This window comes from Bacillus sp. URHA0034 (genome assembly GCF_056280405.1).
The window spans coordinates 240,616-263,472 of record NZ_JBWCDK010000001.1 but is presented as its reverse complement, the minus strand read 5'-3'; the positions used below and the strand labels follow the sequence as shown (position 1 = coordinate 263,472).

The following is a 22,857-nucleotide window of genomic DNA, read 5'->3' as shown; positions in this document are numbered from 1 at the left end:
ATTCCCACTCATCATTTATCACCTTCCCATTCCAATCTTTTTATCTGTAAATAATACAAATTATCCAATCGGTTCTGATTTTTTTGTAATATAGTTCATGATTTCTTCCTGAGTTGTTTCATTCGGATTTAATTCCGCAGCTATTTCTAAATCTCTCACGACTAAAAGACGGTCAGAGATATTAAGTACTTCTGGAAGCTCTGAAGAAATCACAATTATGGCTACGCCTTTTTTCGCCAGTTCAATCATCATTTTATAAATTTCAAACTTGGCTCCAACATCGATCCCTCGTGTTGGTTCATCCAAAATCAAGATTTCTGGTTCTATTTCAAACCACTTTGAGAGAACAATTTTTTGTTGGTTCCCACCGCTTAATTTATTTACAGTTTGATAAATACTAGGTGTTTTAATTTTTAAGCTATCTATATGTTTTTTTGTAATCTGAACTTCTTTTTCATGTTGTACAAGTTTAAACTTATTTATCACTTTATCTAAATTAGCTAGAGTCATATTTTCGAAAACACTGGCAGTCAATACTAGACCCTCATGTTTTCTATCCTCTGTGACAAACGCAATTTTATGATCAATAGCTGCAAACGGATTGTCCACTTTCACCTTACTTCCGTGTATAAACATATCTCCCCGTTCTTTTTTTAAGATTCCAAAGATTCCTTGAGCAATCTCCGTTCTTCCTGAGCCCATAAGACCATATAGACCTAAAATCTCACCAGGACGAACAGAAAAAGAAATATTATGGAAAAATCCCTTTCGGTGGTATCCTTTTAATTCTAGTAAAGGTTCATTCCGAACATAGGGGAAATCTTTATGTGGATATACTTCCTCCATACTTCTTCCAACCATCATTCGTATCAACTCATCTGATGTGGTTTCCTTGGTCTCAACGTTTCCGATATACTTTCCATCCCTTAGGACACTGACTGCATCAGTAATCTCAAATATTTCTTCTATACGGTGGGAGATATAAATAATAGAACATCCTTTTTGTTTAAGGTTAGAAATTATAGAAAAAAGTATCTCGGTCTCTTTGCTGCTTAAGGCTGATGTGGGTTCATCCATAATGACAATTTTGGGGTTGGAAGAGATAGCTTTTGCAATTTCCACAATCTGCTGGTTCGAAATGGATAAATCTTTTACAAGCTTTGTAGGAGCTATTGAAATACCAAGTTCATCGAATAATTCTTTCGTTTTGCGGTTCATTTCCTGATCGTCAATTAATCCGAATTTTACTGGTTCATTTAGAGCAAAGATGTTTTCAGCCACCGTCATATTTGTACTTAAACTGAGTTCCTGATAAATAATACTAATCCCAAGATCTATTGCATGAACGACGTTCTTTATGCTAACTCTCTTTCCAAACAATTCAATGTGCCCGCCATCTGGCTGATAACTACCGGATAATATTTTCATTAACGTGGATTTACCTGCTCCATTTTCTCCTAATAGTGCAAACACTTTTCCTTTTTGGAGGGTGATATTAACACCGTCTAGTGCCACCACTCCAGGAAATTCTTTTCGAATGTCCTTCATTTCAAGAATGGTACTCAAAATATCACGTCCTTTTAAAAAGAAGGAAACGCCCTACGCGTAGCATTTCCTCCAATTGGATTATTCAGATATGGTTACTTTTCCATTTTCAACTTTTACGTCTACAAACCCTTTGCCATTAACATAGAGACCTGGTGTAATAGGTACTTCCTTTTTAACTTTTTCACCTTTTGCTAGTTTTACAGCATTCTTCACCGCTTCTGTTCCCATTTTGTCTGGGAATTGAACAACAACCGCTTTGAATGCATTATCTTGGTCGACGGACTTTCTTGCTTCTTCAAGACCATCAAATCCAATTACAACTGCATTTGATCCCCTTTCTCCAATAGCAGCCGTTGCAGCAATCGCCATGTCATCACCGAAACCAAAAATTCCTTTTAAAGAAGGATAAGCTGTGAGCATGTCCTCAGAAGCCTTTTTTGCTTCTTCTCTGGTTCGACCTGGCAATTCAGAGACAATTTTTAAATCTGGATGGTTTTTTGCATTCTTTTTAAATCCGTCAATACGGTCTCTAACTGACTGGACCTCAGGATATGTTGTAAGGCCCACTTCACCTTTGCACCCCATATATTTTGCCATTGCTTCAGCAGCAATCATACCGCCTGTATAGTTATCAGTAGCAATGTGAGAATCCACTTCCACTCCATTCGCTTTTATATCAACAGTTACAATTGGGATGTTGGCATCTTTTGCTTTCATAACGGCTCCCTTTATTCCATCCGAATCAACAGGTGTAACAATAATCGCGTCTACCCCCTTGTTGATGAAATCTTCAATAGATGAAATTTGACGATTTAAATCTTGATCCGCTATAGATACATCAACGTTAACTTTTTGATTTATAGCTTCTTTCTCAATTGCTTCCTTAATAGCTACTTGAAATGGATGCGATTGGGTCAAAAGCGATACCCCAATCGTGATATCTTTTTTGGATTCACTACTGGATGATTCACTACAAGCTGATAACGCCATGATTGTTAAAATTAATAATAAGGCCACAAATTTTTTCATTTTCTTACCCCCTAGTTTTTTGGACTTAAATGTGGAAATTGATACTTTTCTTATATGTATCAGAAAAAATACTACTTATTTGCATCCACCCTTCAATATCACCTTGTTGTAATCGCTTTCAGGTTGATCGGATAATTAGATTATTGCATGGATATTCATGAAAATGTTTTCTAAAAGTGTAAATGTTTTCAATGTTTGGATAACGTTTGCATGGAAATTCACATAAACAATCAGCCAAAGCATATTAAATACATTGGCTGATTAGTGTCACCTATAAATCGAATTGGTTTTAATTGCGCTTAATTACTCGTATTTAATATCGTTACTTTTTCACGTGTCATTGATTCAATACCCTTACGAATTCCTTGTACTCCCATACCCGATCCTTTGACACCAATAAAAGGAAAGTGATCAGGGCCGCGTTCAGTACGACCATTAATTTGGATCGAACCAGTTTCTAATTGATTTGCAATAAAAAAGGCTTTATTAATGTCTTTTGTAAAGACACTGGCTTGTAAACCGTATTCCGACTCGTTTGTAATTTTTATGGCTTCATCATCAGAAGAAACACGAATCACTGGTAATACTGGCCCAAATGGCTCTTCCCATGCTACTTTCATATCTCTTGTTACATGATCTAAAAGAGTAGGATAAATTAAATTATCTTTACGTTTGTTTCCTGTTACAACAGTTGCACCTTTACCAAGTGCATCAGCAATTAATATTTGAATGAAATCAGCGGATTTAGTATTAATCAAAGGAACAATTGAGCTTCCTTCTTCTGGAGAGCCTACTGTCAATTTTTCAATTTCTTCTTTTAATTTTTCTACTAGTTCATCAGCTACGCTTTCATGGACTAATACACGCTTAATTGCTGTACAGCGTTGGCCGGAATAGGAGAAAGCTCCACTAATAATTTGTTTTGCTGCTGCTTCTAAATCAGCATCTTCACGAACGATCCCAGGATCTTTCCCTCCAAGTTCGAGCACAAGTGGAACCATCCCGGCCTTCTTAGCTAATCGTAAACCCGTATTTGTACCACCTGTGAAGGAAATCATGTTAATTCCTTTATGTTCAACTAGGTAGTCACCAATTACAGAACCACGACCAGTGACAACATTAACGAGACCTTTTGGAAATGCTGCTTTGTGAAGTGCCTGAATCATTTTGATTCCGCTAATAGCTCCTTGTGTTGCAGGTTTAAAAATCACAGCATTCCCTGAAATAAGAGCTGGAGCTAATTTTGAAGCCGCTAGGTTCACTGGATAGTTAAAGGGTGGAATGGCCAATACAACACCTAACGGAACGCGTTCGACAATAGCGATTTTAGATTTAGAACCGCCCGGAAAACTGTCTCCCTTCATACTTTCTCCATGCATATGAAGTGCTTCTCCAACTGTATATCGAATAAGGTCAGCTGTTCGTATGACTTCGTTCCTTGCATCTTTCAAGCTCTTTCCTACTTCTTGCATAATGACTTCAGCGATCTCATCTTGCATGTTGATTAATTCATCTGCCCATTTGTGTAAACATTCAGCACGTTCTTGAAGAGAAGTTTCTCTCCAACTTTTTTGTACCTCTTTTGCGAAATAGATTGCTTCATCTACCTCTTCCCTTGTTATCGCTTGTACTTTTCCAATTACATCACCAGAATAAGGTGAAGAGATGTCAATGGTTTGTCCGGAGTTACTTTCTTTCCATTCTCCATTAATATAAAATTTGTAAGTTGTTACGTCCTTTGAAGTTGACAATACAGTTATCAAAAGTATTCCTCCTGAAATTAATATTTTAAATTCGTCTCAACTTTTTTAGAGAGATTTGACAAGATAGTTATTGATAAAAATATAAATACATGTGTGGTAAGAATCAGGTTTAGATTAAAAGATTTTACTTACTAATCTATCAAAGGATGAAAAATATCCTCTGATTTGGTTTTTCTTAATATTTCTGTCAAAAAATTAATATTCGATTTGGAATTTTCTTGGTGTATAATACTAACCCCAGTATTATACTCTTGATCAACGTACTCTCCTCTAATAGCTTTTAGCGCTTGTTCAACACATATATATCCAATATCAAATGGATTTTGCGCAACAGAAGCGCTCAGTTTACCCTCTTCCACAGCTTTCATCATCTTTAAAAAACCGTCCGTTCCAACAATAGGAATATGGTACCCCTCTTTTTCTGACACATTTAAGGCATCTAAAGCCATAACATCATCAGTGGCCAATACCCCTTTGATATTGGGATAATCATGTAGAATAGTTCTCATTGTAGATTGCACATGCCCTAATTCATCATACCCGTCTTGTACGGTAACAATTTCAATTCCGATAGCATCTAACGCCGCTCTTGCTCCATCAATTCGAACGCTTGTACCCGAACTTTGTGTCATTCCTCTTATGATAGCCACCTGATTTCCAGGTTGTAGCATGGAACCTAATAATTCTCCGGCTTTTTTTCCTAATTCATAGTCATTTGTCCCGATATATGCAGTTTGATCCTTCCACTTAGCATTTGTATCCACAAACAACACAGGAATATGTTTGTTCTTGTATTTCATTAATACAGGTATGCTTGCAGAAAGGTTAATAGGAGCAGTTATTATCGCATCTGGAGGTTCTTTTAAGCTCTTTTTTAACAAATAAATCTGCTTTGAGGGTGGATATTCCGAATCAGGTGCTATCACTTCACCCTTTACATGGAAATCAGAAAATGCTTTTTCCGCCCCATATTTTATGGTTTTCCAATAATCTGTATTCAATTGTTTCAGCACGACTACAACCTTAGGTTTATCCTCTTTTTTAGAAAAAGTAGTCACACATCCTACGAATGCAACCAGAAAAATAATAAAAACCAATAGGAATAACCATCCCTTTTTCAAGGTTATTCCCCCCTAAAAATAGTGTGTCTAGTTAGAAAAACGGAAGATCAAGATTTATTTTTTAGGCAGTATAAAATTTGAAAAATCCAATATAAATATTATGATTTAATAACTAAGTCGGGCTTCTTCTTTAAACTATGCTTTCCATCGATAAAACGAACTGTACCAGATTTAGCTCGCATTACTACTGAGTGGGTTGTACCGATGTTGCCTTTATATTGAACTCCTCTTAATAATTCCCCATCAGTAACTCCGGTTGCCGCAAAAATCGCGTCCTCCCCTTTTACAAGGTCTTCCATCATGAGGACTCGGTTCACATCTTCTATCCCCATCTTTTTGCAACGAATCAATTCTTCTTCACTTTGAGGTAAAAGCTTACCTTGCAGCTCTCCACCAAGACACTTTAACGCAACAGCTGCCAATACTCCTTCTGGGGCTCCTCCCGAACCAAGCATGATATCCACCCCAGTATTCTCGAATGCTGTGTTAATAGCTGCTGCTACATCGCCGTCTTCAATAAGTTTAATTCTAGCGCCAGAGTTACGAATGTCTTGTATCATTTTCTCGTGTCTTTCACGATTCAAAATTGCTACAACGAGATCTTCTATCTCTTTATTTTTTGCTTCAGCCACAGCTTTTAGGTTTTGAATAACAGGGGCATTGATATCAATCTTTCCGACAGCTTCTGGACCAACCGCGATTTTTTCCATATACATATCAGGGGCATGTAAAAGGTGACCATGATCTGCTACAGCCAAAACAGCAAGTGCATTCCATGTACCTGCGGCTACTATATTCGTGCCTTCTAATGGATCAACTGCTACATCAACCCGAGGACCATATCCCGTTCCTAATTTTTCTCCGATATAGAGCATGGGTGCTTCATCCATCTCGCCTTCCCCTATTACAACAGTTCCTTTCATAGGGATTGTATCAAACACATCGCGCATACTTTGTGTGGCTGCCTCATCGGCTTCAGCTTTTTTTCCTCTTCCCATCCATCTTGCGGATGCTAAAGCAGCAGCTTCTGTAACTCGGACCAGCTCCATTGACAAACTTCTTTCCATCACTTTACACGTCCATTTCAACTTTTATTATTATAACTACCTTATCAGCGTACAAGATAAGTGAGGTGTTAAGGTATTCTTAAAAAGGATATTAATGTTATCCTTTTGTAGTATTATGGCGTTAAGTTAATACCAAGCATTATATTTTTTCTTTTATTAAACCTGTCTGTTCTATTGTAACAATTGCATCTTCAGCACTAGTGCCTTCACAAGTAATGACGATTTCAGCACCATCTGGTATGCCTAGGGACATAACCCCCATGATTGATTTTAAATTTATTGTTTTCTCGTTGTATTCTAAACGAATGTCACTATTAAATTGACTTGCAGCATGTACTAAAGTTGTCGCGGGACGTGCATGAATTCCTGATTCCTCGGTAACTACGAATGTTTTTCTTATAATCATTGTTTGATTTCTCCCTATATTTTAAAAATTATTTATTTTCAGTTTTTTTAATATATGAGCTAGTTATTTTTAAAGCCAAGGAACAATTGTCCTTGGCTTTTTAAATTGTGAAAACTATCTTAATAGATTCTTTCTACTTTCACTTGTTTTTTTAGTTCTTCCACTTTTCCCTGTTGAACAAATCCTGTATAAGATTCGAGTGCATTTGCCGTACCGCATGCAGACGCAAATGCCAGTGTTTCTTCAACGCTGAATCCTCTATTTATAGCAACTGACACACCTGCTACGAAAGAATCACCGGATCCTACGGTGTTAACCGCTTTTACAGCAGGAAACGTAACTCGGTACTTTTTGCCTTCCACGATTGCCATAGATCCTTCTTTACCCATTGATATAACACAAAATGGGATTCCCTTATCAAATAACATATCGAGTGCTTCAAGAATATCTTGTTCTGACCTTACCTTATTACCTATAATTATCTCTAACTCTTCATGGTTTGGCTTCATGAAAAACGGCTTTGCTTTAACAGCTGCTTTTAAACTTTCACCACTTGTATCTAGTAAAAATTTCACACCTTTTTCATTAGCCTTTGTAATTAATTGATTATAATAGGTGTGAGGAATCCCTTGTGGTAAGGAACCACTTGCAGTAATAACAGTACATTCTGATAACATCTTTTCAAACTTTTGATAAAACTTCTCTAAAGAAAGAGAATCAATGTACGGGCCAGGCTCAAGAAGTTCCGTACTTGGGCTATTTGAGCCTAAGATATTAAGACAAGATCGAGTTTCTCCCTGTATCTGTACAAATGCATCAATGATACCAATCTTCTTTATTTCATTTCTAATAAAATCTCCTGAAGAACCTCCAAGAAATCCTGTTGCCTGTACCTGGTCTCCAACTAGTGTTGCAACCCTCGAGACATTTAGGCCTTTCCCGCCTGCTGTTCGTTGCACTTCCTTAACCCGTGTGACACTTCCTAGGTTAAACTCCCCAACTGTATAACGTATATCCATAGAGGGATTTAAGGTAATTGTTCCGATCATTATGCTTTTCCTTCACTTCTACACATTCTAATTTTTTCTGCTACTACTTTTGCCATCGCTTTTTTTGCAGGCGTTATATATTTACGAGGGTCATTTGCTTCAGGGTTTTCATTAAAATAGCCCTTAATAGCATTTGAAAATGGAATTTTAAGATCTGTAGCAACATTTACTTTACATACACCAAGATCTATAGCTCTTTGTACAGATTCTACAGGTACATCTGAAGCGCCATGCAGAACGAGAGGTACATCCACTTGGTCTTGAATTTCAGCAAGACGTTCGAAATCTAATTTAGGTTCGCCTTTATATAATCCATGAGCAGTTCCAATTGCGACCGCAAGTGAATTTATACCTGTACGTTTTACGAACTCATTTGCTTGAGCAGGGTTCGTAAATTTAGCATCTTTTTCATCAACGATCAGGTCATCTTCTTGTCCACCCAATCGTCCTAGTTCTGCTTCTACTGTTACACCCTTGCTCTTGGCATATTCAACTACTTCCATTACAGTGCGAACATTCACTTCAAATGGATCATGTGAGGCATCAATCATACAAGAAGTAAAGCCTGCTTCAACACAGCGCTGAATATCATTTAGATTCTCAAAGTGGTCTAGGTGAATTGCAATTGGAATATCATATAAAGATGCTGCAGTTTCGGCCATGGCTACAAAAAATTCCGGACCACAATAGTCTATTGTTCCTGGAGTTCCTGCGAGAATAACAGGTGATTTTAATTCTGCAGCTGTTTCCACTACGACTTGCAAAGTTTCCATATTATGGATGTTAAAAGCTGGGATAGCATATTTCCCCTTCTGCGCCTCTTGGAACATTTCATACGTATTTACAAGTTTGCTATTTTTTTTAGTTGATATCATTTCGTAAAACCCCTTATTTTTGTAGGTATAGTTGGTTTTAAAGTTAATAGTTTCCTACATATTAAATATTCCAAAATACTATAATTTAAAGAAATCAATCCTATTCCATTTCAAACATGACTTTAATACTATTTGCATCTGGATTTCGCAAAGTATAGAAAGCATTGATTCCTTCTTCTAAAGGGTAAACATGTGTTATGAACAGCTCCGTATTAATTTTCTTTTCCTTAATGTATTGCAATGCTGCTTGCCATTCGTAACCTGGAAATGGAGCTGAATAAGACATCCATGACCCTGTTACTTCAAGTTCACCACGTAATATTTTTTCAAAACTTTTTGGAGGAAGAGTAAAATCCCGCGTAGCTGTTCCAATAAACACTACTTTTCCTAGCTTTTTCACAGCTTCAATCGACTGCATTTGTGTGATTGGTGTACCTGCAGTCTCAAATGCATATTCTGGGCTTCCATGTTCTTGTAAATAAGAAAGGACGTTCACATTTTTAGCATTGATGATATCATCTGCACCCATTTGCTTAGCAATGTTAAGCTTTTCATCGATGATATCTACTACATAGATCTTTCCAAGTCCCCGAGCTTTTAAGCATTGTAAAGTTAATAGCCCAATAGTTCCAGCACCGAACACTACTGCAGAAGCACCACTTTTAAGAGAAACTCGATCAATTCCATGGATAGCTACAGTAATAGGTTCGATTAGTGCTGCGGATTTAAAGTCGATTTCATCTGGTATTTTAATTAAGTTTTCTTCTTTTACTACTACATACTCTGCCATAGCTCCCGGTTGTCGAGAACCTAAGAAACCATATTCTTCACACATTGCTGGATTTCCCGTTTTACAGTAATCACAATGACCGCAAGGTAATAAAGGTGCGACCGCAACACGATCGCCTTTTTTGAATTGTTTTACAGAACTTCCAACTTCTTCTATAACACCAGCGAATTCATGTCCTAGAATTTGTGGATAGTTGTGTACCTTACCGTCCAATGCGCGTGGTAAGTCTGACCCACAAATCCCACATGCTTTTACCTTCACTAATACTTCATTTTCTGAACAATTGGCAATTTCGATATTTTCTATTCGAACATCTTCTTTTCCGTGTACTACAAGAGCCTTCATTTTGTTCATATTTCATCGCCCCATCTATTGGTTTTCAGATTTGTATTAAATCTAGTGTAATCTGTAATCCTTAGGATATTTGTCTTTGCTCATCAAGCATTTCTAGAGCTTCCTTTTTCATCTGGTTCTTATAAGAAATGATAGTGAATAACACACATATAATATACAATCCGCCAATAACCAGTAATCCCAGTCCCAATTTTCCAGTGAACAACTGAGTTAAAATGAATGTAATTGGCGATCCGCCCTGGTCTAGTGAAGATACTTGTGTCACTCCATTGGATAGTGCATTTGCTTGCTCAGCTAATTGAGTATGCAAGCTGATCATCTGTGTAGAAATCCATAGCGTAATTCCCATAATGAAAGAACCTGAGATAAGAGTACGGAAAAGGTTACCCTTATGAATACCTGTAGCCATTGCAATAAAGAATCCAATAGTTGCTAAATCTCCAAAGGGTAAAACTTTGTTTCCTGGTACTATCATGGCTACTACTATTGTCAATGGAACAAAGATTAAACTTACTGCCATAACCTGTGGATCGCCTAATAATAATGCTGGATCCAAACCGATTAAAAACTCTTTTCCTTTAAACTTTTTCTCTAACATTTTTCTTGCTGCAGCTGCAACCGGAAGTAGCCCTTCCATAATACATTTCACCATTTTAGGCATTAATACCATTACAGCTGCCATTTTCATCCCTAATTGCAGAGCTAATTGGGTGTCATAACCTGCAAGGAACCCTATGGCCATGCCAAGAATTGCCCCCATTATCATTGGCTCTCCAATTACTCCTAATCGAGACTCAATTTTTTCAGCATTTATATTAATGTTTTTAACCCCTGGAATGCGATTATACAACCATTCTAACGGTATCGCTAATGGTGCCACGTAAGCAGCTGATCCATGAGGAATAGCAATACCTTCTAATTCAAAATATCTTTTTGTTACCGGCTCGAACCAGTCACCTAGTTTGTAAGCAAATGCAGCATGTACAGCCACTGCAACTACACCCCATATGAAGCTCCCTGTTGCGATCTGTACTATTGCCCCTGTAAAGGCCATATGCCATACATTCCAAATATCAACGTTTACAACTCGAGTTAACCCCATTACTAACATTAATACATTAACAGCGATTGCGATTGGAATCGCAACACCACCTACTGAAGAAGCCCATCCCATTGGTGCTGCTCCCGGCCACCCTACGTCCACTGCTGATAAATGTACACCAAAGCGCTCTGCCATGTCTTTAGCAGCGGGACCTAAGTTGTCCAACATCAGACCAACAACTAGATTGATTCCAATAAAACCAATTCCAATCATAATTCCAGATCTTAGGGCTTTACCAGGCTTTTCCTTCAAGGAAACAGCCAGTATAAAAATTACGATTGGAAGCATGACTGATGGACCTAGGTCTAAGATGTATTTCATAATATTCATGTCCATTCTCCTTTGGTCTTTCTATTCTAAATTTAGTCTTACCTTAAGTGGCTTAAAATACGTTCTTCTGCTGCTTCAATTCCTACACCAGAAACGAAGGCCATCCCATTTTCTAAAGGAACACCAAAGTCTTTTGTAACACGAGCAGTTGTTACAATTAAATCAACATTATCAGAATTTGATGCAATTTCAGATACACGGCACTGTACTATTTCAACGGGAATCCCCTGTTCCTTACATAGTTCTACAATACGATTTGCTGCCACTGTAGAAGTTGCTACTGCTCCACCGCAAGCTACAATAATTCTTTTCTTTGCCATAATTGTCTGCCTCCACCTATGTTAAATTGATTTTAACAAGTGTCTTTTTTCCATTTTTTCTTTGTAAAACAAATTTATTACTTATTACTTTAAATGCCTTAAGATACGTTCTTCTGCTGCTTCAATTCCTACACCAGAAACGAATGCCATCCCATTTTCTAAAGGAACACCAAAGTCTTTTGTAACACGAGCAGTTGTCACAATTAAATCAACATTGTCACAATTTGATGCAATTTCAGATACACGGCACTGTACTATTTCAACGGGAATCCCTTGTTCCTTACATAGTTCTACAATACGAGTTGCTGCTACTGTGGAAGTAGCTACTGCTCCACCGCAGGCTACAATAATTCTTTTTGTCATTTTATGTTTACCTCCATTTATGATTAAATAAGTTTTGATAAAATTTCTTCTATCTCGGAAGGATCATTTGCTTTCTTAATACGGAGCAACGTTTCTTTTTCTTGAAACATTCCCATTAATTTTTGTAGAAAAGATATGTGTACCTTCGGGTCATTTACCACTAAAGCCAAAACAATTTCTACATCCACTGTTCCATCTAGGCCACCCATTTCCTCGAACTCTATACTGTGATCTAAAACAGCAACTGCAATGGTCGTTTTATTAACGTGAATAGCATCTGTATGAGGAATTGCTACACCAATAGATCCTGTATTTATTCCTGTAGGATAATCAACCTCACGTTGAAGCAAAGCTTCAGTGTATCCTTCCTTTACATAACCTTTGTCCTGTAATATTTGCCCTAAGTTTGACAAAAGTTCTTCCCTTTTAAGGTAAGGAACTCCTAATAAAATCAAATCTCGATCAATAACTAAACCTTTTTCCGATGTTGTGTTCATAATGTTTCTCCTTCCTAATCCCCATTTATTATTTTTTATTCTATTGAAAACTTTTTAATAGTTTCATAAATTTCTTCAGCTGATTGTGCTACTATAATTGAGTCGATATCTTCTTTACTTCCTGCAAGCCTGGTCAACTGCATTAATGATCGTAAATGTTGTTGCCTATCCCTAGCTGCAATTATGATGACAATATTTATTGGATGATCTTTTGCAAACTCAACGCCCTTTTCTAAACGAAGTAAGCTCATTGCGACTTCATTTACCCCATCTTCTGGACTTGCGTGTGGGATAGCCAGATTAGGACCGATAATAATATAGGGATCACTTATATCGTAATTTCGAATCATTGCCTCTACGTATGAAGGATTTATCCTTTCATTTTCAATTAAAGGTTGAGCCCCTATTCGTATAGCTTCCTCCCACGATGAAACTGATGTGTCTAGTCTAATTGTCTCAGGGGTGATTAACTCGCATAAATTTGGCTTGCCTTGTTCGGATTGTGATGTAAAAGTTGAAGATTCATTACCAATAAAGTACTGTAATAAATCTTTTGTTAATGCTTGCTTATTTTGAACAACAGCATTTTTTTCAATGATTTTTACTATTTGATCGACATCTATTTTTGATGGTATAAACCCATGTAAATCTTGCAAGACTTGTTTTCTCAAGCGATTTTTTTCTTCAGTCTGAAGAAAAGGCTTCACAATAAATAATTTTTTCTTTGTCTGTAGAAATACGGGTGAAAAAACAACATCGTAATCAAGTGTATATTGCTGGAATTCTCTTACAGATAATGCATCTAGAAAGATAAACTCTGGGAACAATTCTTTTAAAATACTTTGCATTAATCTGGAAACGGATACTCCCTTAGGACAAACAACTAAAGCTTTGGTCTTATGTTGAATACTGTCTCCTTGTCTTGTTAACCATCCGCCAATTAACATTGTAAAATAAGTGCTTTCGCTCTCAGGAATATCACTTCCAATAAGATCGGATAAAGGTTCAATCGACTTTTTAACAAGATGGTGTAATTCTTTGAATTCGTTACTAACTGTCTCCTGTAATGAATTGGATATTGTTAATTTATACTTTATACGATAATATGCTGGCTTTAGATGAAGTAAAATTTTATGCAATAATTGTTCTTTATCCTGCAAAACAATACATGATAACTTTTCAAATAACGTTAGCATCTTGTCCAAAGCTTGAATCAAGTCCGGGATTGTTTCTTCGGTCAATAACTCCGAAGAGGATACATTCGTAGTCAAAAGTTGCAAAGTTATAAATAATCGTTCTTCCATTGGGATAAATTCCCAACTAGATAATAGTTCCTCCGCCGCTTTGTACTCTTTTGTATCTGAGAGCTCATCATAATGAATGTTGAAAGAATTAATAATCTTCCCTTGCTTGATTCTTCGTAACACAAGTGAAAGAATATAGGGCATCGAATCAATTTTTTCATCTGTAAATTTCAAATTAAGCTTACTTTCAACCTTTTCAATACGTTGATGTAAATGTTGGATCTCTTCCTCATTAACCTTAGTTAATTGTCGAATCCAAAAGTCACCATTATACATTTCGAGAATTTTATGAACCATATTTATTAGTAGCTTTCGTTTTTTAAATTCATTTCCCTCGATTGAATATCCATTTTGCCTTGAATAATTAATTTTAAGTTTATAAGGGTCTAAAATGCCCTGTGCTGTTTTCAAATCACTTAAGATGGTATTCTTACTTACGTCCAAGGCTGATGTAAAATGAAATAATGATAGTTCCTCATATCGACTAAGCAATAATAAAATAATAAGCTCTGCTCTTTCATTTTCAGAAGGGAGATATTTATTTACTGAAACTCTCTCTTTTACATCAAATATTGAAGTAAAAAGAATTGGATTTAGTATGAACAGACCTTGTTTAGTCCGTTCGATTTTTGGAAGGTTATTCGTTTCTAACCAGTCATTGATTTTGTCAAAACTATAGCCTATTTGTCTCCGACTTAAACCGTATTTTTCTTCCAAGTCTTTATTCTTGATTCCTGGATTCGTAATCACTTCTTCTAATAAAGAATTACTTCTCTCGTCTAGTTGCACTTTCTCCCCTCCTTTCTGTAATTTCATAGTATCATGTTTAAAAATAAAAATGCACACGGTTTCATCCCATTTATAAGCACAACAAATGTACATCAATGTGATAAACAATGGTGTTTGTACATCAATGTGATGAACAAAAATATATAATAAAGGGGTGTGGTATGAAGATTTTTTAGGGGTATTATCGTTCTTCTTTTATTTTCACCATAAATTAGTTAAAAAAAGTAGTGGTGTAAGACTTGCTCACTTTACAAATTCTTATTTATTAAAGTCCCACCCGCTTTTAAAACATATACATTTCCTCCTCTTGTTTTTCACTGATATTCACTACAATCCTAGTTGTCTTTTAATTTATTGCATTGGTGTTTAAATTCTTGAATTTAACATTAGATACCAAAATCCGGATGCACTCCCATTTCCACAGCACATGGGGATCCAATTGAAGAAAGACATTGAAAATTACATACAGTTTTATGTTTATTCAAAATTGAAAAAAAGACAAAGCGGCGTTATCCCCTTAGAATACAGGGATAACGCCGCTTTGTGTCGTTTTGTAATTTTCCGCAGTATACTTGACTCGTGAAGCTCAGTGAAATGAACAGCATAACTCTTTTTTTACATTACTTTTTGTTCATTATCTACGGACTTTAAATTGATCTTTGTTTGTTGCTTATAATAGATATAGGTAAAGATCACGCATAAGACGTATACAACACCCAATACTAGTAATCCTACTATATTTTTACCAGTTAATAACTGAGCTAAGAGATATGTTATTGGTGAGCCACCTTGGTCAAGAGAGGCTACTTGAGTAACTCCTTTGGATAAGGCGTGCGTTTGCTCTGCCAATTGGGTATGCCATCCAATCATTTGAGTAGAAATCCATAATGTTATCCCCATAAGGAAGGAACCAGATATGAGAGTACGGAATAGGTTTCCACCGTGAATTCCTGTTGCCATTGCGACAAAGAATCCAATAGTAGCTAAATCCCCAAATGGTAAAACTTTATTTCCTGGTACCACCATGGCTAGCACAATTGTTAATGGAACAAAAATCAAACTTGCTGCTACTACCTGTGAATCGCCTAATAATAATGCCGGATCTAATCCAATTAAGAACTCTTTTCCTTTAAACTTCTTTTCTAATAGCTTTCTTGCAGCAGCCGCGACTGGAAGTAAGCCTTCCATAATACACTTCACCATTTTTGGCATTAAAACCATAACTGCTGCCATTTTCATCCCTAATTGTAAAGCTATTTTCACATCATATCCTGCTAAGAAACCTATTGCCATCCCTAGTATTGCGCCAACAATCATTGGCTCTCCAATAACTCCTAATCGTGACTCGATTTTTTCCGCATTAAGATTTATATTCCTTACTCCTGGAATTTTATTAAACAACCATTCAAACGGAATAGCGAAAGGAGCTAAGTAAGCAGAAGAGCCATGCGGAATAGCTATACCATCTAATTCAAAATACTTCTTTGTAACTGGTCCTAACCAGTCCCCCAGTTTGTATACAAACGCCGCATGAACTGCTACTCCAACCATCCCCCACACGAAGCTTCCTGTAGCAACCTGTACCATCGCCCCAGTAAATGCCATGTGCCACACATTCCAAATGTCTACGTTTACAACTCGTGTTAAACCCAACGCCAGCATCAAGACATTCACAGCGATTGCAATTGGAATTGCAACGCCTCCAATCTGTGAAGCCCAAGCCATCGGAGACGCACCAGGCCATCCAATATCTACAGCAGATAAATGCACACCAAAGCGTTCGGCCATTTCCTTAGCTGCGGGACCTAAGTTGTCCAGCATAAGTCCAACAACTAAGCCTATTCCAATAAAACCTATTCCAATCATTATTCCTGAACGCAGGGCCTTACCAGGCTTCTCCTTTAAACAGATGGCTAGAATAAAAATAACTATTGGAAGCATAACGGCAGGACCTAAGTCTAAAATGTACTTCATAAAACCCATGCTCATTCTCCTTTTCAATAAGATTCATATTTATTACTTTAAATGACTTAAAATCCGTTCTTCTGCTGCTTCGATTCCTACACCGGAAACAAATGCCATGCCATTTTCCAACGGAACACCGTAGTCTTTTTTAACACGAGCTGTCGTTACAATTAGATCCACATTCTCACAGTTGGCTCCAATTTCAGAAACTCGACATTGTACAATATCTACGGGAATTCCTTGTTCCTTACATAATTCAACAATACAATTGGCAGCAACTGTGGATGTTGCAACGGCTCCGCCGCAAGCTACAATAATTCTTTTTTTTGTCATGAAAATCTACCTCCGAATAATGAAATGAATAAATTCAACCTATTGTATATCAATAGGGGTGTTACTTTCTTACTAGGTTTTAACTCCTTTCTCTTAACTACAACTTCATAGTAACATGTGCAACTCTCTAATTGAATGCGTTTACATCCCATTTTGTAGTCAAAAAAATGTACATCACAGTGATGGACAATAATTTAATATAACAATTTGATTGAAGTTATTTAATAGGATAATTTTACAAATCGATGTAATCCTATAAAGGATGTAGTTTTTACCCATTAACCTTATATTTTTGTTAAGCCGTTCTTCTTTTTAACTCTTTATTGCAACACGATTGTGTGGAATTGGTTTTCAATAAAAAACAAGGACTTTATGTCCTTGTTTCACATTGTAGACAAAAGGCATTCGAATGAGCACATTCGGATGCCTTTTTATTGGATTTTTGCTCGTAAGAGCAAATTTTAGACCTATCCTATGCTTAGTATTACGCCAATTCTGGACTTTTCCATGTCCAGCTTGCCATCTTTTTCAAATTCATGGAAGCAAAAGTAAGCATCGCTTGCATGGACAATTTTTTTAAACCCCTTAGGGTTGTCCAACGCATACCATGCTTTTCCTTAGCATCCACAAAGACACGTTCTACCGTTTCTTTACGTCTAGCGTAAATGCTTTTATTCTCTTGTGTATGACGAGGATGATCGGCTTCTTCTAAATAATGTCCTTGTTTTAATCTATTTTATAAGAAGTGGTTGAACGGATAGCACCCTATCTTCACATTAAGTACCCAAGTATTTATGAACAAATTATTAATCATAATCACTACTTTCTACTTGAGCAATTATCACATTGGTATTTTTATTTTTTAAAGCCTGCAATGTTTCTTTATTTACATTTTCATCGGTAATTAGAATATGGATATCGTCTAAAGAAGCCACTTTATTTGAAGCGACTGTATTGAATTTAGAATAATCCGCCATCATTACGCGTCTTTGACTATGTTTGACCATTAATCTGGAAACTTCAGATTCTCCCATATGGAAATTGGTATAGCCTGCATCTGCATCAATCCCACCAATTCCAAAAAAACCAGTGTCTGCATATAGGTTTTCAATCGCACGATAAGCGACAGGTCCAAATAGGGAATTTTCATTTTTTCGAATATTACCTCCGATGATCACTATGTTAAAATCCGTATACTCGGTCAATTCGCTGGCGATAGGCAAAGAATTGGTGATTATAGTTAAATCCTTCTTATTCATGAGTTCTCTCGTGAAAAATAAAGCCGTAGTTCCATAGTCAATATAAATTGTGTCTCCATCTGATACGAACTCTACAGCTTTTTTTGCTATACTTAATTTTTCTTCATGGTTTGTAGATTTTCGACTCGCATATTTTGTTTCAAAACTAGCCTTATTTAAAATGGCTCCACCATGTACCTTTTTGATTAGTCCGCGTTCTTCCATTTCGTATAAATCTCTTCTAATTGTCTCGCGTGTAACATCTAACCGTTTACATAAATCCGAGATTTTTACAGAACGATATTCTTGTAGTAATTTAATGATCTCAGTTTGTCTCTCTTGAGGAAGCATCCTGCCACCACCTATTTTTGTCGAAATTGCTTACTCCTTACAGTTTAACCATACTATAAACAATAAAGCAAAATATTACAACATATCATGTTGCATTTTTTGTAAATGCAAAAAAAATATTTTGCTTTTTTTGTCATTTAGTCTTATGATGTTATTGAAATGCAAGGATTAACGTTTTTCCTTTTAATTAATATCCCAATAATACTTTGTTACTTATGTAACAATCCAGGAGTGATGAAACAAGATTCATGTTGGAGGAAAATGATTCAATGTTTATCAATTAACATTACTAAGAATTACTGCATTCAATTGAAGAATCTCTTATTTAAGCAAGTACTTATTTATTATCAAACTGTATGTATCGGCATTCACACATTGAATTATGAAATGTGGAAATTAATAAATCTCAATCACAAAAGTAGGGGGATAAAATAATGAAGTTAACTGCAGGTAAACAAAGAGGCTTAGAATTGATTTCCGATGAAAATAAAGTAATTTTAGCTACAGCGATGGATCAAAGAGGATCTTTAGGAAAAATAATACAATCCTTTAATGACCGTCTTTCATATGAAGAAGGTTTGAGCCAATTTAAAGTAGGAATCAGTGAAGTGTTGGGCAACAAATCTTCCTCTTTTCTTCTGGATCCGGAATATGGATGGGATGCTGCTAAAAAATTAAATGAAGATATTGGTTTAATTATGGCGTATGAAAAGACAGGCTATGATGCGAGTGAAAAAGGGAGATTGCCGAATCTGGTTGACTTCTATGCGGTTCAAGATTTGGTAAATGAAGGGGCACATGCTCTTAAACTATTGGTCTATTATGATATCAAAGAAGAAGATAAATTTAATCAAATCAAAAAGGCATTTATTAAACGTGTAGGTGATGAGTGTAAACAAAACGACCTTTTGTTTATCTTAGAGCCAGTTTCTTACGATGCAACCGAAGCTTCTAAAAAAGACTTCCTTGAAAGAAAACCAGAAATCATTGAATTTTTCATGGACGAATTTTCAAAAGAAGAATATGGCGTGGATTTGTTGAAAGTGGAAGTACCTGTTTCCATCTTCAATATTAATGGCTACGACCAATATGACAATTACAATCCTATTTTCAGTTCTGAACAAGCAGCAAGTTATTACAAGAGCTGTTCGGATAAAAGTGGTGTTCCATTTATCTACTTAAGCGGTGGCGTAACAAATGAACAATTTATCGATACATTGCATTTTGCTAAAAATGCAGAATCAAAGTTTTGTGGTGTACTTTGCGGAAGAGCCACATGGAAAGATGGAATTCAAACATTTGCAAAAGAAGGAAACGAAAAGTTTTATCAATGGTTAGAAACAAAGGGAATTGAGAATTTAAATAAAGTTAAAAAAGCTGTTGAAGAAACTGCTACTCCTTGGAACCAATTCAACTAGTTTTTGAGATATCCCTAAAAAACCCTTGGCCTCACGCCAAGGGTTTTTTTACTATTTTCGATAAGACTAACCTTTTTAGGTAACCCTGGGTTGTTTCTCTTTTTGTCCACGATAGCTTGTTCTCGATAGAATAATTCATTAATGGTTGTATTTCAATTATTTCCGTGTAATGTATTAATTCAATGTTATATTTAAAGTCTTTCTCCTGTATTTCACAATAACCTGAACTATACTTGTGTAAAACTATTCTTTTTGTTTGTAAATTACAACACGGTATAAATCTCTCATGATACTCCCTTATTTTAACTTTACTTTTATTAATATTTAGTCACTTCAACATCGTAATTTTACTACGATCCAGAGATATCATGGACGCTAGAATGATAACAGCACCCATAACTATATCCTGGAAGTAAGAATTGACCCCTACTACATTCATGCCATTACTTAGGATAGCCAAAATGAATGCTCCAATTAGCGTTTTTCCTATGCCTCCATTACCACCTGTCAATGCTGTCCCGCCAATGACAACAACTGCAATAGACTTTAGTAGATAAGGATCGCCCAAAGTAGCACTTCCATTAAATATCTCTCCTACCAGTAATACTCCGGCGAGAGCGCCTGTTATTCCAGAAACCATAAATGCCATGATTTTATTCCTCTGAACAAGCACCCCTGACATCCATGCCGTTGCCTCTGAACTACCAATATAATAAAGTTTTCTTCCTCCTGTAGTATAACGCTGGTAAATATAGCAAATAAGCCAGATTAAAAAAACGATTAGAATTGTTACAGGGATATGAAGAATTGTATAGCTGTAAATATTTAAAACTGGTGAAGTTGGATCGGACACCGCAACAGTAGACCCATTTGAAATGACATATGCTAAACTTAAAAATATCCCTCCTGTCCCTAAGGTAGCTATGAATGAAGGAATTCTAAGTGTGGTGAATATCAGTCCATTCAGTAATCCCCCTACAAGCCCTATCAACATAACAAGCAAGAGGCTGGAAAAACCTAAATCGGATACTGTAAGTGCGAATACGACACTGCTAAGGGAAGCCATGGCCCCTACGGAAAGATCAATACTTCCCAACATGATAACCCATGTTTGTCCGATTGCAGCTAATAGAAGAATACTAGATAATTTAAATACAGTGATAGAATTTCCATTTTGAAAAAATGCAGGATTCCAAATTCCAACAATAATAAGCATGATGAACAACACTATGACTGGAGTCCACTGTCTAATAAAGTTCCGAGTGAAGAGTGGTTTAAGTAGCTTTGTTGTGCTTGCTGGTTCCGTCATTCTTTATCCTCCTTACCTATCAAAGCGCTCTCATAACCTGTAGTACAGATGGTTTACGATCAGCACTTGAATTGATTTCATCAATAATTTTTCCTTCTTTCATGACGAGAATTCGATGGCTTAAACCGATATCCTCTTCCAAAGAATCACACATTTGAAGGACGGCCACGCCTTGCTCTGACAGTTCACGCAATAATTTATATATTTCGGCTTTCGCCCCAATATCAATTCCTCGTGTTGGGTGGTCCAGAATCAACACTTTGATATTTGAGGATAACCATTTTGCTAAAATCACTTTTTGTTGATTGCCTCCACTTAATTGACCCACTAGCATATTTGGAGAAGAGGCGCGAACACGCATACGCTGCATCCATGTTTGTGCTTCGCTCTCTTCATGCCTACTATGGATAAAACCCAACTTGGCGATTTTGTCCATTGAATTTACTACTGTATTGGATGTGATATCGAGGTTTAAAAAAGCTCCCTCTTCCCTCCGATCTTGCGGTACAAAACCCAAACCTTCTTTAATAGTCTTATATGGATTTTTAGGATTTAGCCGTTTCCCGGATAACCAAACCCTCCCTTCAACAGCTTGTACAGCACCTAATATAGCTCGACAAACCTCTTCTTTCCCAGAACCGTCTAAACCAACAAGGGAAACAATCTCTCCTTCCCGTACGGAAAAGGATACATTTTCAAAAGAACCTTGTAAGCAGAGATTTTCAACCTTAAGAACCGGTATATCAAATGGTTCCTTCTGCTGATCAACCAGGTAATACTCTTTATTCAATTCTCTTCCAATCATCATTTCTTGAATTTTGGCAACGGTGAGTGTTTCGGCTTCAAGTGAAGCAATATCACGCCCATCCCGAAATACCACGACTCGATCGACCAGTTCCAAAACTTCATCAAGGTGGTGGGAGATAAAAATGATACCGGCCCGATCCCGGATGCTCTTAATAATTTCAAATAGTTGTCGCACTTCACTTGAATCCAATACAGTAGTTGGTTCATCTAAAACAATAACAGGGGGGCGGCCGGATATTTCTGATAACCAAAGCAGTCTACCGACTTCCAATAACTCCCTTGTACTTAGGGGCAATAATGATACCTCATCCGATAAGGAACAACTCAACTGCATCATATCTAGGATTTTATTTCCAGTCTCTCTCATTTTTTTGTGGTTTAAAAGGCCATTTCTTGTAAACAAATGTTCATACCCCAAAAAAATATTCTGAATTACAGTTAAATTCAATAGCAAGGATTGATCTTGGTAGACCATTCCAATGTTGTACTTCATAGCATCACGAGTATTTGTAAAAGCAACTGATTCATTCCCGACAACTATCTCACCGGAGTCAGGACTTTGATAACCTACGAGAATTTTCATCATTGTTGATTTTCCAGCGCCATTTTCTCCAAGCAGACCAATAATTTCTCCACGCCGCACTTCAAAATTTGCACCGTCCAATGCTACAGTTCCCGGGTATTTTTTCGTGATATTCCTCATTGATACAAGAACTTCATTCTCCAACT

Annotated in this window: 20 protein-coding genes and 1 pseudogene; 1 reads left to right on the top strand and 20 read right to left on the bottom strand. The window is 36.6% G+C overall.

Features of this window, described 5'->3' with window-relative positions:
- Nucleotides 1–60 precede the first annotated feature (60 nt).
- The 18 genes and pseudogenes from ACZ9EE_RS01375 to ACZ9EE_RS01290 form a co-directional block, all read right to left on the bottom strand.
- On the bottom strand, nucleotides 61–1,566 hold the full coding sequence (locus tag ACZ9EE_RS01375; protein WP_476024883.1) for a sugar ABC transporter ATP-binding protein: 1,506 nt from the start codon (nucleotides 1,564–1,566) through the stop codon (nucleotides 61–63).
- A gap of 60 nt (nucleotides 1,567–1,626) precedes the next feature.
- Nucleotides 1,627–2,577, bottom strand: coding sequence for a substrate-binding domain-containing protein (locus tag ACZ9EE_RS01370; RefSeq protein ID WP_476024882.1), 951 nt, complete (start codon nucleotides 2,575–2,577; stop codon nucleotides 1,627–1,629).
- Between the two features lie 299 nt (nucleotides 2,578–2,876).
- Nucleotides 2,877–4,328: an NADP-dependent glyceraldehyde-3-phosphate dehydrogenase gene (locus ACZ9EE_RS01365; RefSeq protein WP_476025050.1), complete on the bottom strand. Its 1,452-nt coding sequence runs from the start codon at nucleotides 4,326–4,328 to the stop codon at nucleotides 2,877–2,879.
- A gap of 143 nt (nucleotides 4,329–4,471) precedes the next feature.
- Nucleotides 4,472–5,461, bottom strand: a complete 990-nt coding sequence (locus ACZ9EE_RS01360) for a sugar ABC transporter substrate-binding protein (RefSeq protein WP_476024881.1) — start codon at nucleotides 5,459–5,461, stop codon at nucleotides 4,472–4,474.
- Between the two features lie 98 nt (nucleotides 5,462–5,559).
- The gene (glpX, locus tag ACZ9EE_RS01355; RefSeq protein ID WP_476024880.1) at nucleotides 5,560–6,528 is read right to left on the bottom strand and encodes a class II fructose-bisphosphatase; all 969 of its coding nucleotides are present in this window, start codon (nucleotides 6,526–6,528) and stop codon (nucleotides 5,560–5,562) included.
- Nucleotides 6,529–6,667: 139 nt separating this feature from the next.
- Nucleotides 6,668–6,931 carry a phosphocarrier protein HPr gene (locus ACZ9EE_RS01350; protein WP_476025049.1) on the bottom strand — a complete coding sequence of 88 codons (264 nt, stop codon included), beginning with the start codon at nucleotides 6,929–6,931 and terminating at the stop codon, nucleotides 6,668–6,670.
- 122 nt (nucleotides 6,932–7,053) lie between these two features.
- Nucleotides 7,054–7,983, bottom strand: a complete 930-nt coding sequence (gene pfkB / locus ACZ9EE_RS01345; protein ID WP_476024879.1) for a 1-phosphofructokinase — start codon at nucleotides 7,981–7,983, stop codon at nucleotides 7,054–7,056.
- Complete coding sequence (locus tag ACZ9EE_RS01340; protein ID WP_476024878.1) at nucleotides 7,983–8,858, bottom strand: tagatose bisphosphate family class II aldolase; 876 nt, start codon at nucleotides 8,856–8,858, stop codon at nucleotides 7,983–7,985. The genes pfkB and ACZ9EE_RS01340 overlap by 1 nt, the downstream gene beginning before the upstream one ends.
- Nucleotides 8,859–8,958: 100 nt before the next feature.
- Complete coding sequence (locus tag ACZ9EE_RS01335; protein WP_476024877.1) at nucleotides 8,959–10,002, bottom strand: galactitol-1-phosphate 5-dehydrogenase; 1,044 nt, start codon at nucleotides 10,000–10,002, stop codon at nucleotides 8,959–8,961.
- Nucleotides 10,003–10,063: 61 nt separating this feature from the next.
- Nucleotides 10,064–11,434, bottom strand: a complete 1,371-nt coding sequence (locus ACZ9EE_RS01330) for a PTS galactitol transporter subunit IIC (RefSeq protein ID WP_476024876.1) — start codon at nucleotides 11,432–11,434, stop codon at nucleotides 10,064–10,066.
- 38 nt (nucleotides 11,435–11,472) lie between these two features.
- Entirely contained in the window at nucleotides 11,473–11,754 is a 282-nt protein-coding gene (gatB, locus tag ACZ9EE_RS01325) for a PTS galactitol transporter subunit IIB (protein WP_476024875.1), read from the bottom strand.
- An 84-nt stretch (nucleotides 11,755–11,838) separates the two neighbouring features.
- Nucleotides 11,839–12,117: a PTS galactitol transporter subunit IIB gene (gene gatB / locus ACZ9EE_RS01320; RefSeq protein ID WP_476024874.1), complete on the bottom strand. Its 279-nt coding sequence runs from the start codon at nucleotides 12,115–12,117 to the stop codon at nucleotides 11,839–11,841.
- 23 nt (nucleotides 12,118–12,140) lie between these two features.
- Nucleotides 12,141–12,614: a PTS sugar transporter subunit IIA gene (locus ACZ9EE_RS01315; RefSeq protein WP_476024873.1), complete on the bottom strand. Its 474-nt coding sequence runs from the start codon at nucleotides 12,612–12,614 to the stop codon at nucleotides 12,141–12,143.
- Nucleotides 12,615–12,649: 35 nt separating this feature from the next.
- Nucleotides 12,650–14,707, bottom strand: coding sequence for a BglG family transcription antiterminator (locus ACZ9EE_RS01310; RefSeq protein WP_476024872.1), 2,058 nt, complete (start codon nucleotides 14,705–14,707; stop codon nucleotides 12,650–12,652).
- A 615-nt stretch (nucleotides 14,708–15,322) separates the two neighbouring features.
- On the bottom strand, nucleotides 15,323–16,690 hold the full coding sequence (locus ACZ9EE_RS01305) for a PTS galactitol transporter subunit IIC (protein WP_476024871.1): 1,368 nt from the start codon (nucleotides 16,688–16,690) through the stop codon (nucleotides 15,323–15,325).
- 33 nt (nucleotides 16,691–16,723) lie between these two features.
- Nucleotides 16,724–17,005: a PTS galactitol transporter subunit IIB gene (gatB, locus tag ACZ9EE_RS01300; protein ID WP_476024870.1), complete on the bottom strand. Its 282-nt coding sequence runs from the start codon at nucleotides 17,003–17,005 to the stop codon at nucleotides 16,724–16,726.
- Nucleotides 17,006–17,489: 484 nt separating this feature from the next.
- A pseudogene (locus ACZ9EE_RS01295) lies at nucleotides 17,490–17,720 on the bottom strand (transposase); the annotation flags it as partial.
- A 91-nt stretch (nucleotides 17,721–17,811) separates the two neighbouring features.
- Complete coding sequence (locus ACZ9EE_RS01290) at nucleotides 17,812–18,594, bottom strand: DeoR/GlpR family DNA-binding transcription regulator (RefSeq protein ID WP_476024869.1); 783 nt, start codon at nucleotides 18,592–18,594, stop codon at nucleotides 17,812–17,814.
- 434 nt (nucleotides 18,595–19,028) lie between these two features.
- On the opposite strand from ACZ9EE_RS01290, the gene ACZ9EE_RS01285 reads away from it, so the two are divergent.
- Nucleotides 19,029–20,012 carry a tagatose 1,6-diphosphate aldolase gene (locus ACZ9EE_RS01285; protein WP_476024868.1) on the top strand — a complete coding sequence of 328 codons (984 nt, stop codon included), beginning with the start codon at nucleotides 19,029–19,031 and terminating at the stop codon, nucleotides 20,010–20,012.
- 328 nt (nucleotides 20,013–20,340) lie between these two features.
- On the opposite strand, the gene ACZ9EE_RS01280 is transcribed toward ACZ9EE_RS01285, so the two are convergent.
- Nucleotides 20,341–21,321, bottom strand: a complete 981-nt coding sequence (locus ACZ9EE_RS01280) for an ABC transporter permease (protein ID WP_476024867.1) — start codon at nucleotides 21,319–21,321, stop codon at nucleotides 20,341–20,343.
- A 19-nt stretch (nucleotides 21,322–21,340) separates the two neighbouring features.
- Complete coding sequence (locus ACZ9EE_RS01275; protein ID WP_476024866.1) at nucleotides 21,341–22,855, bottom strand: sugar ABC transporter ATP-binding protein; 1,515 nt, start codon at nucleotides 22,853–22,855, stop codon at nucleotides 21,341–21,343.
- Nucleotides 22,856–22,857 lie beyond the last annotated feature (2 nt).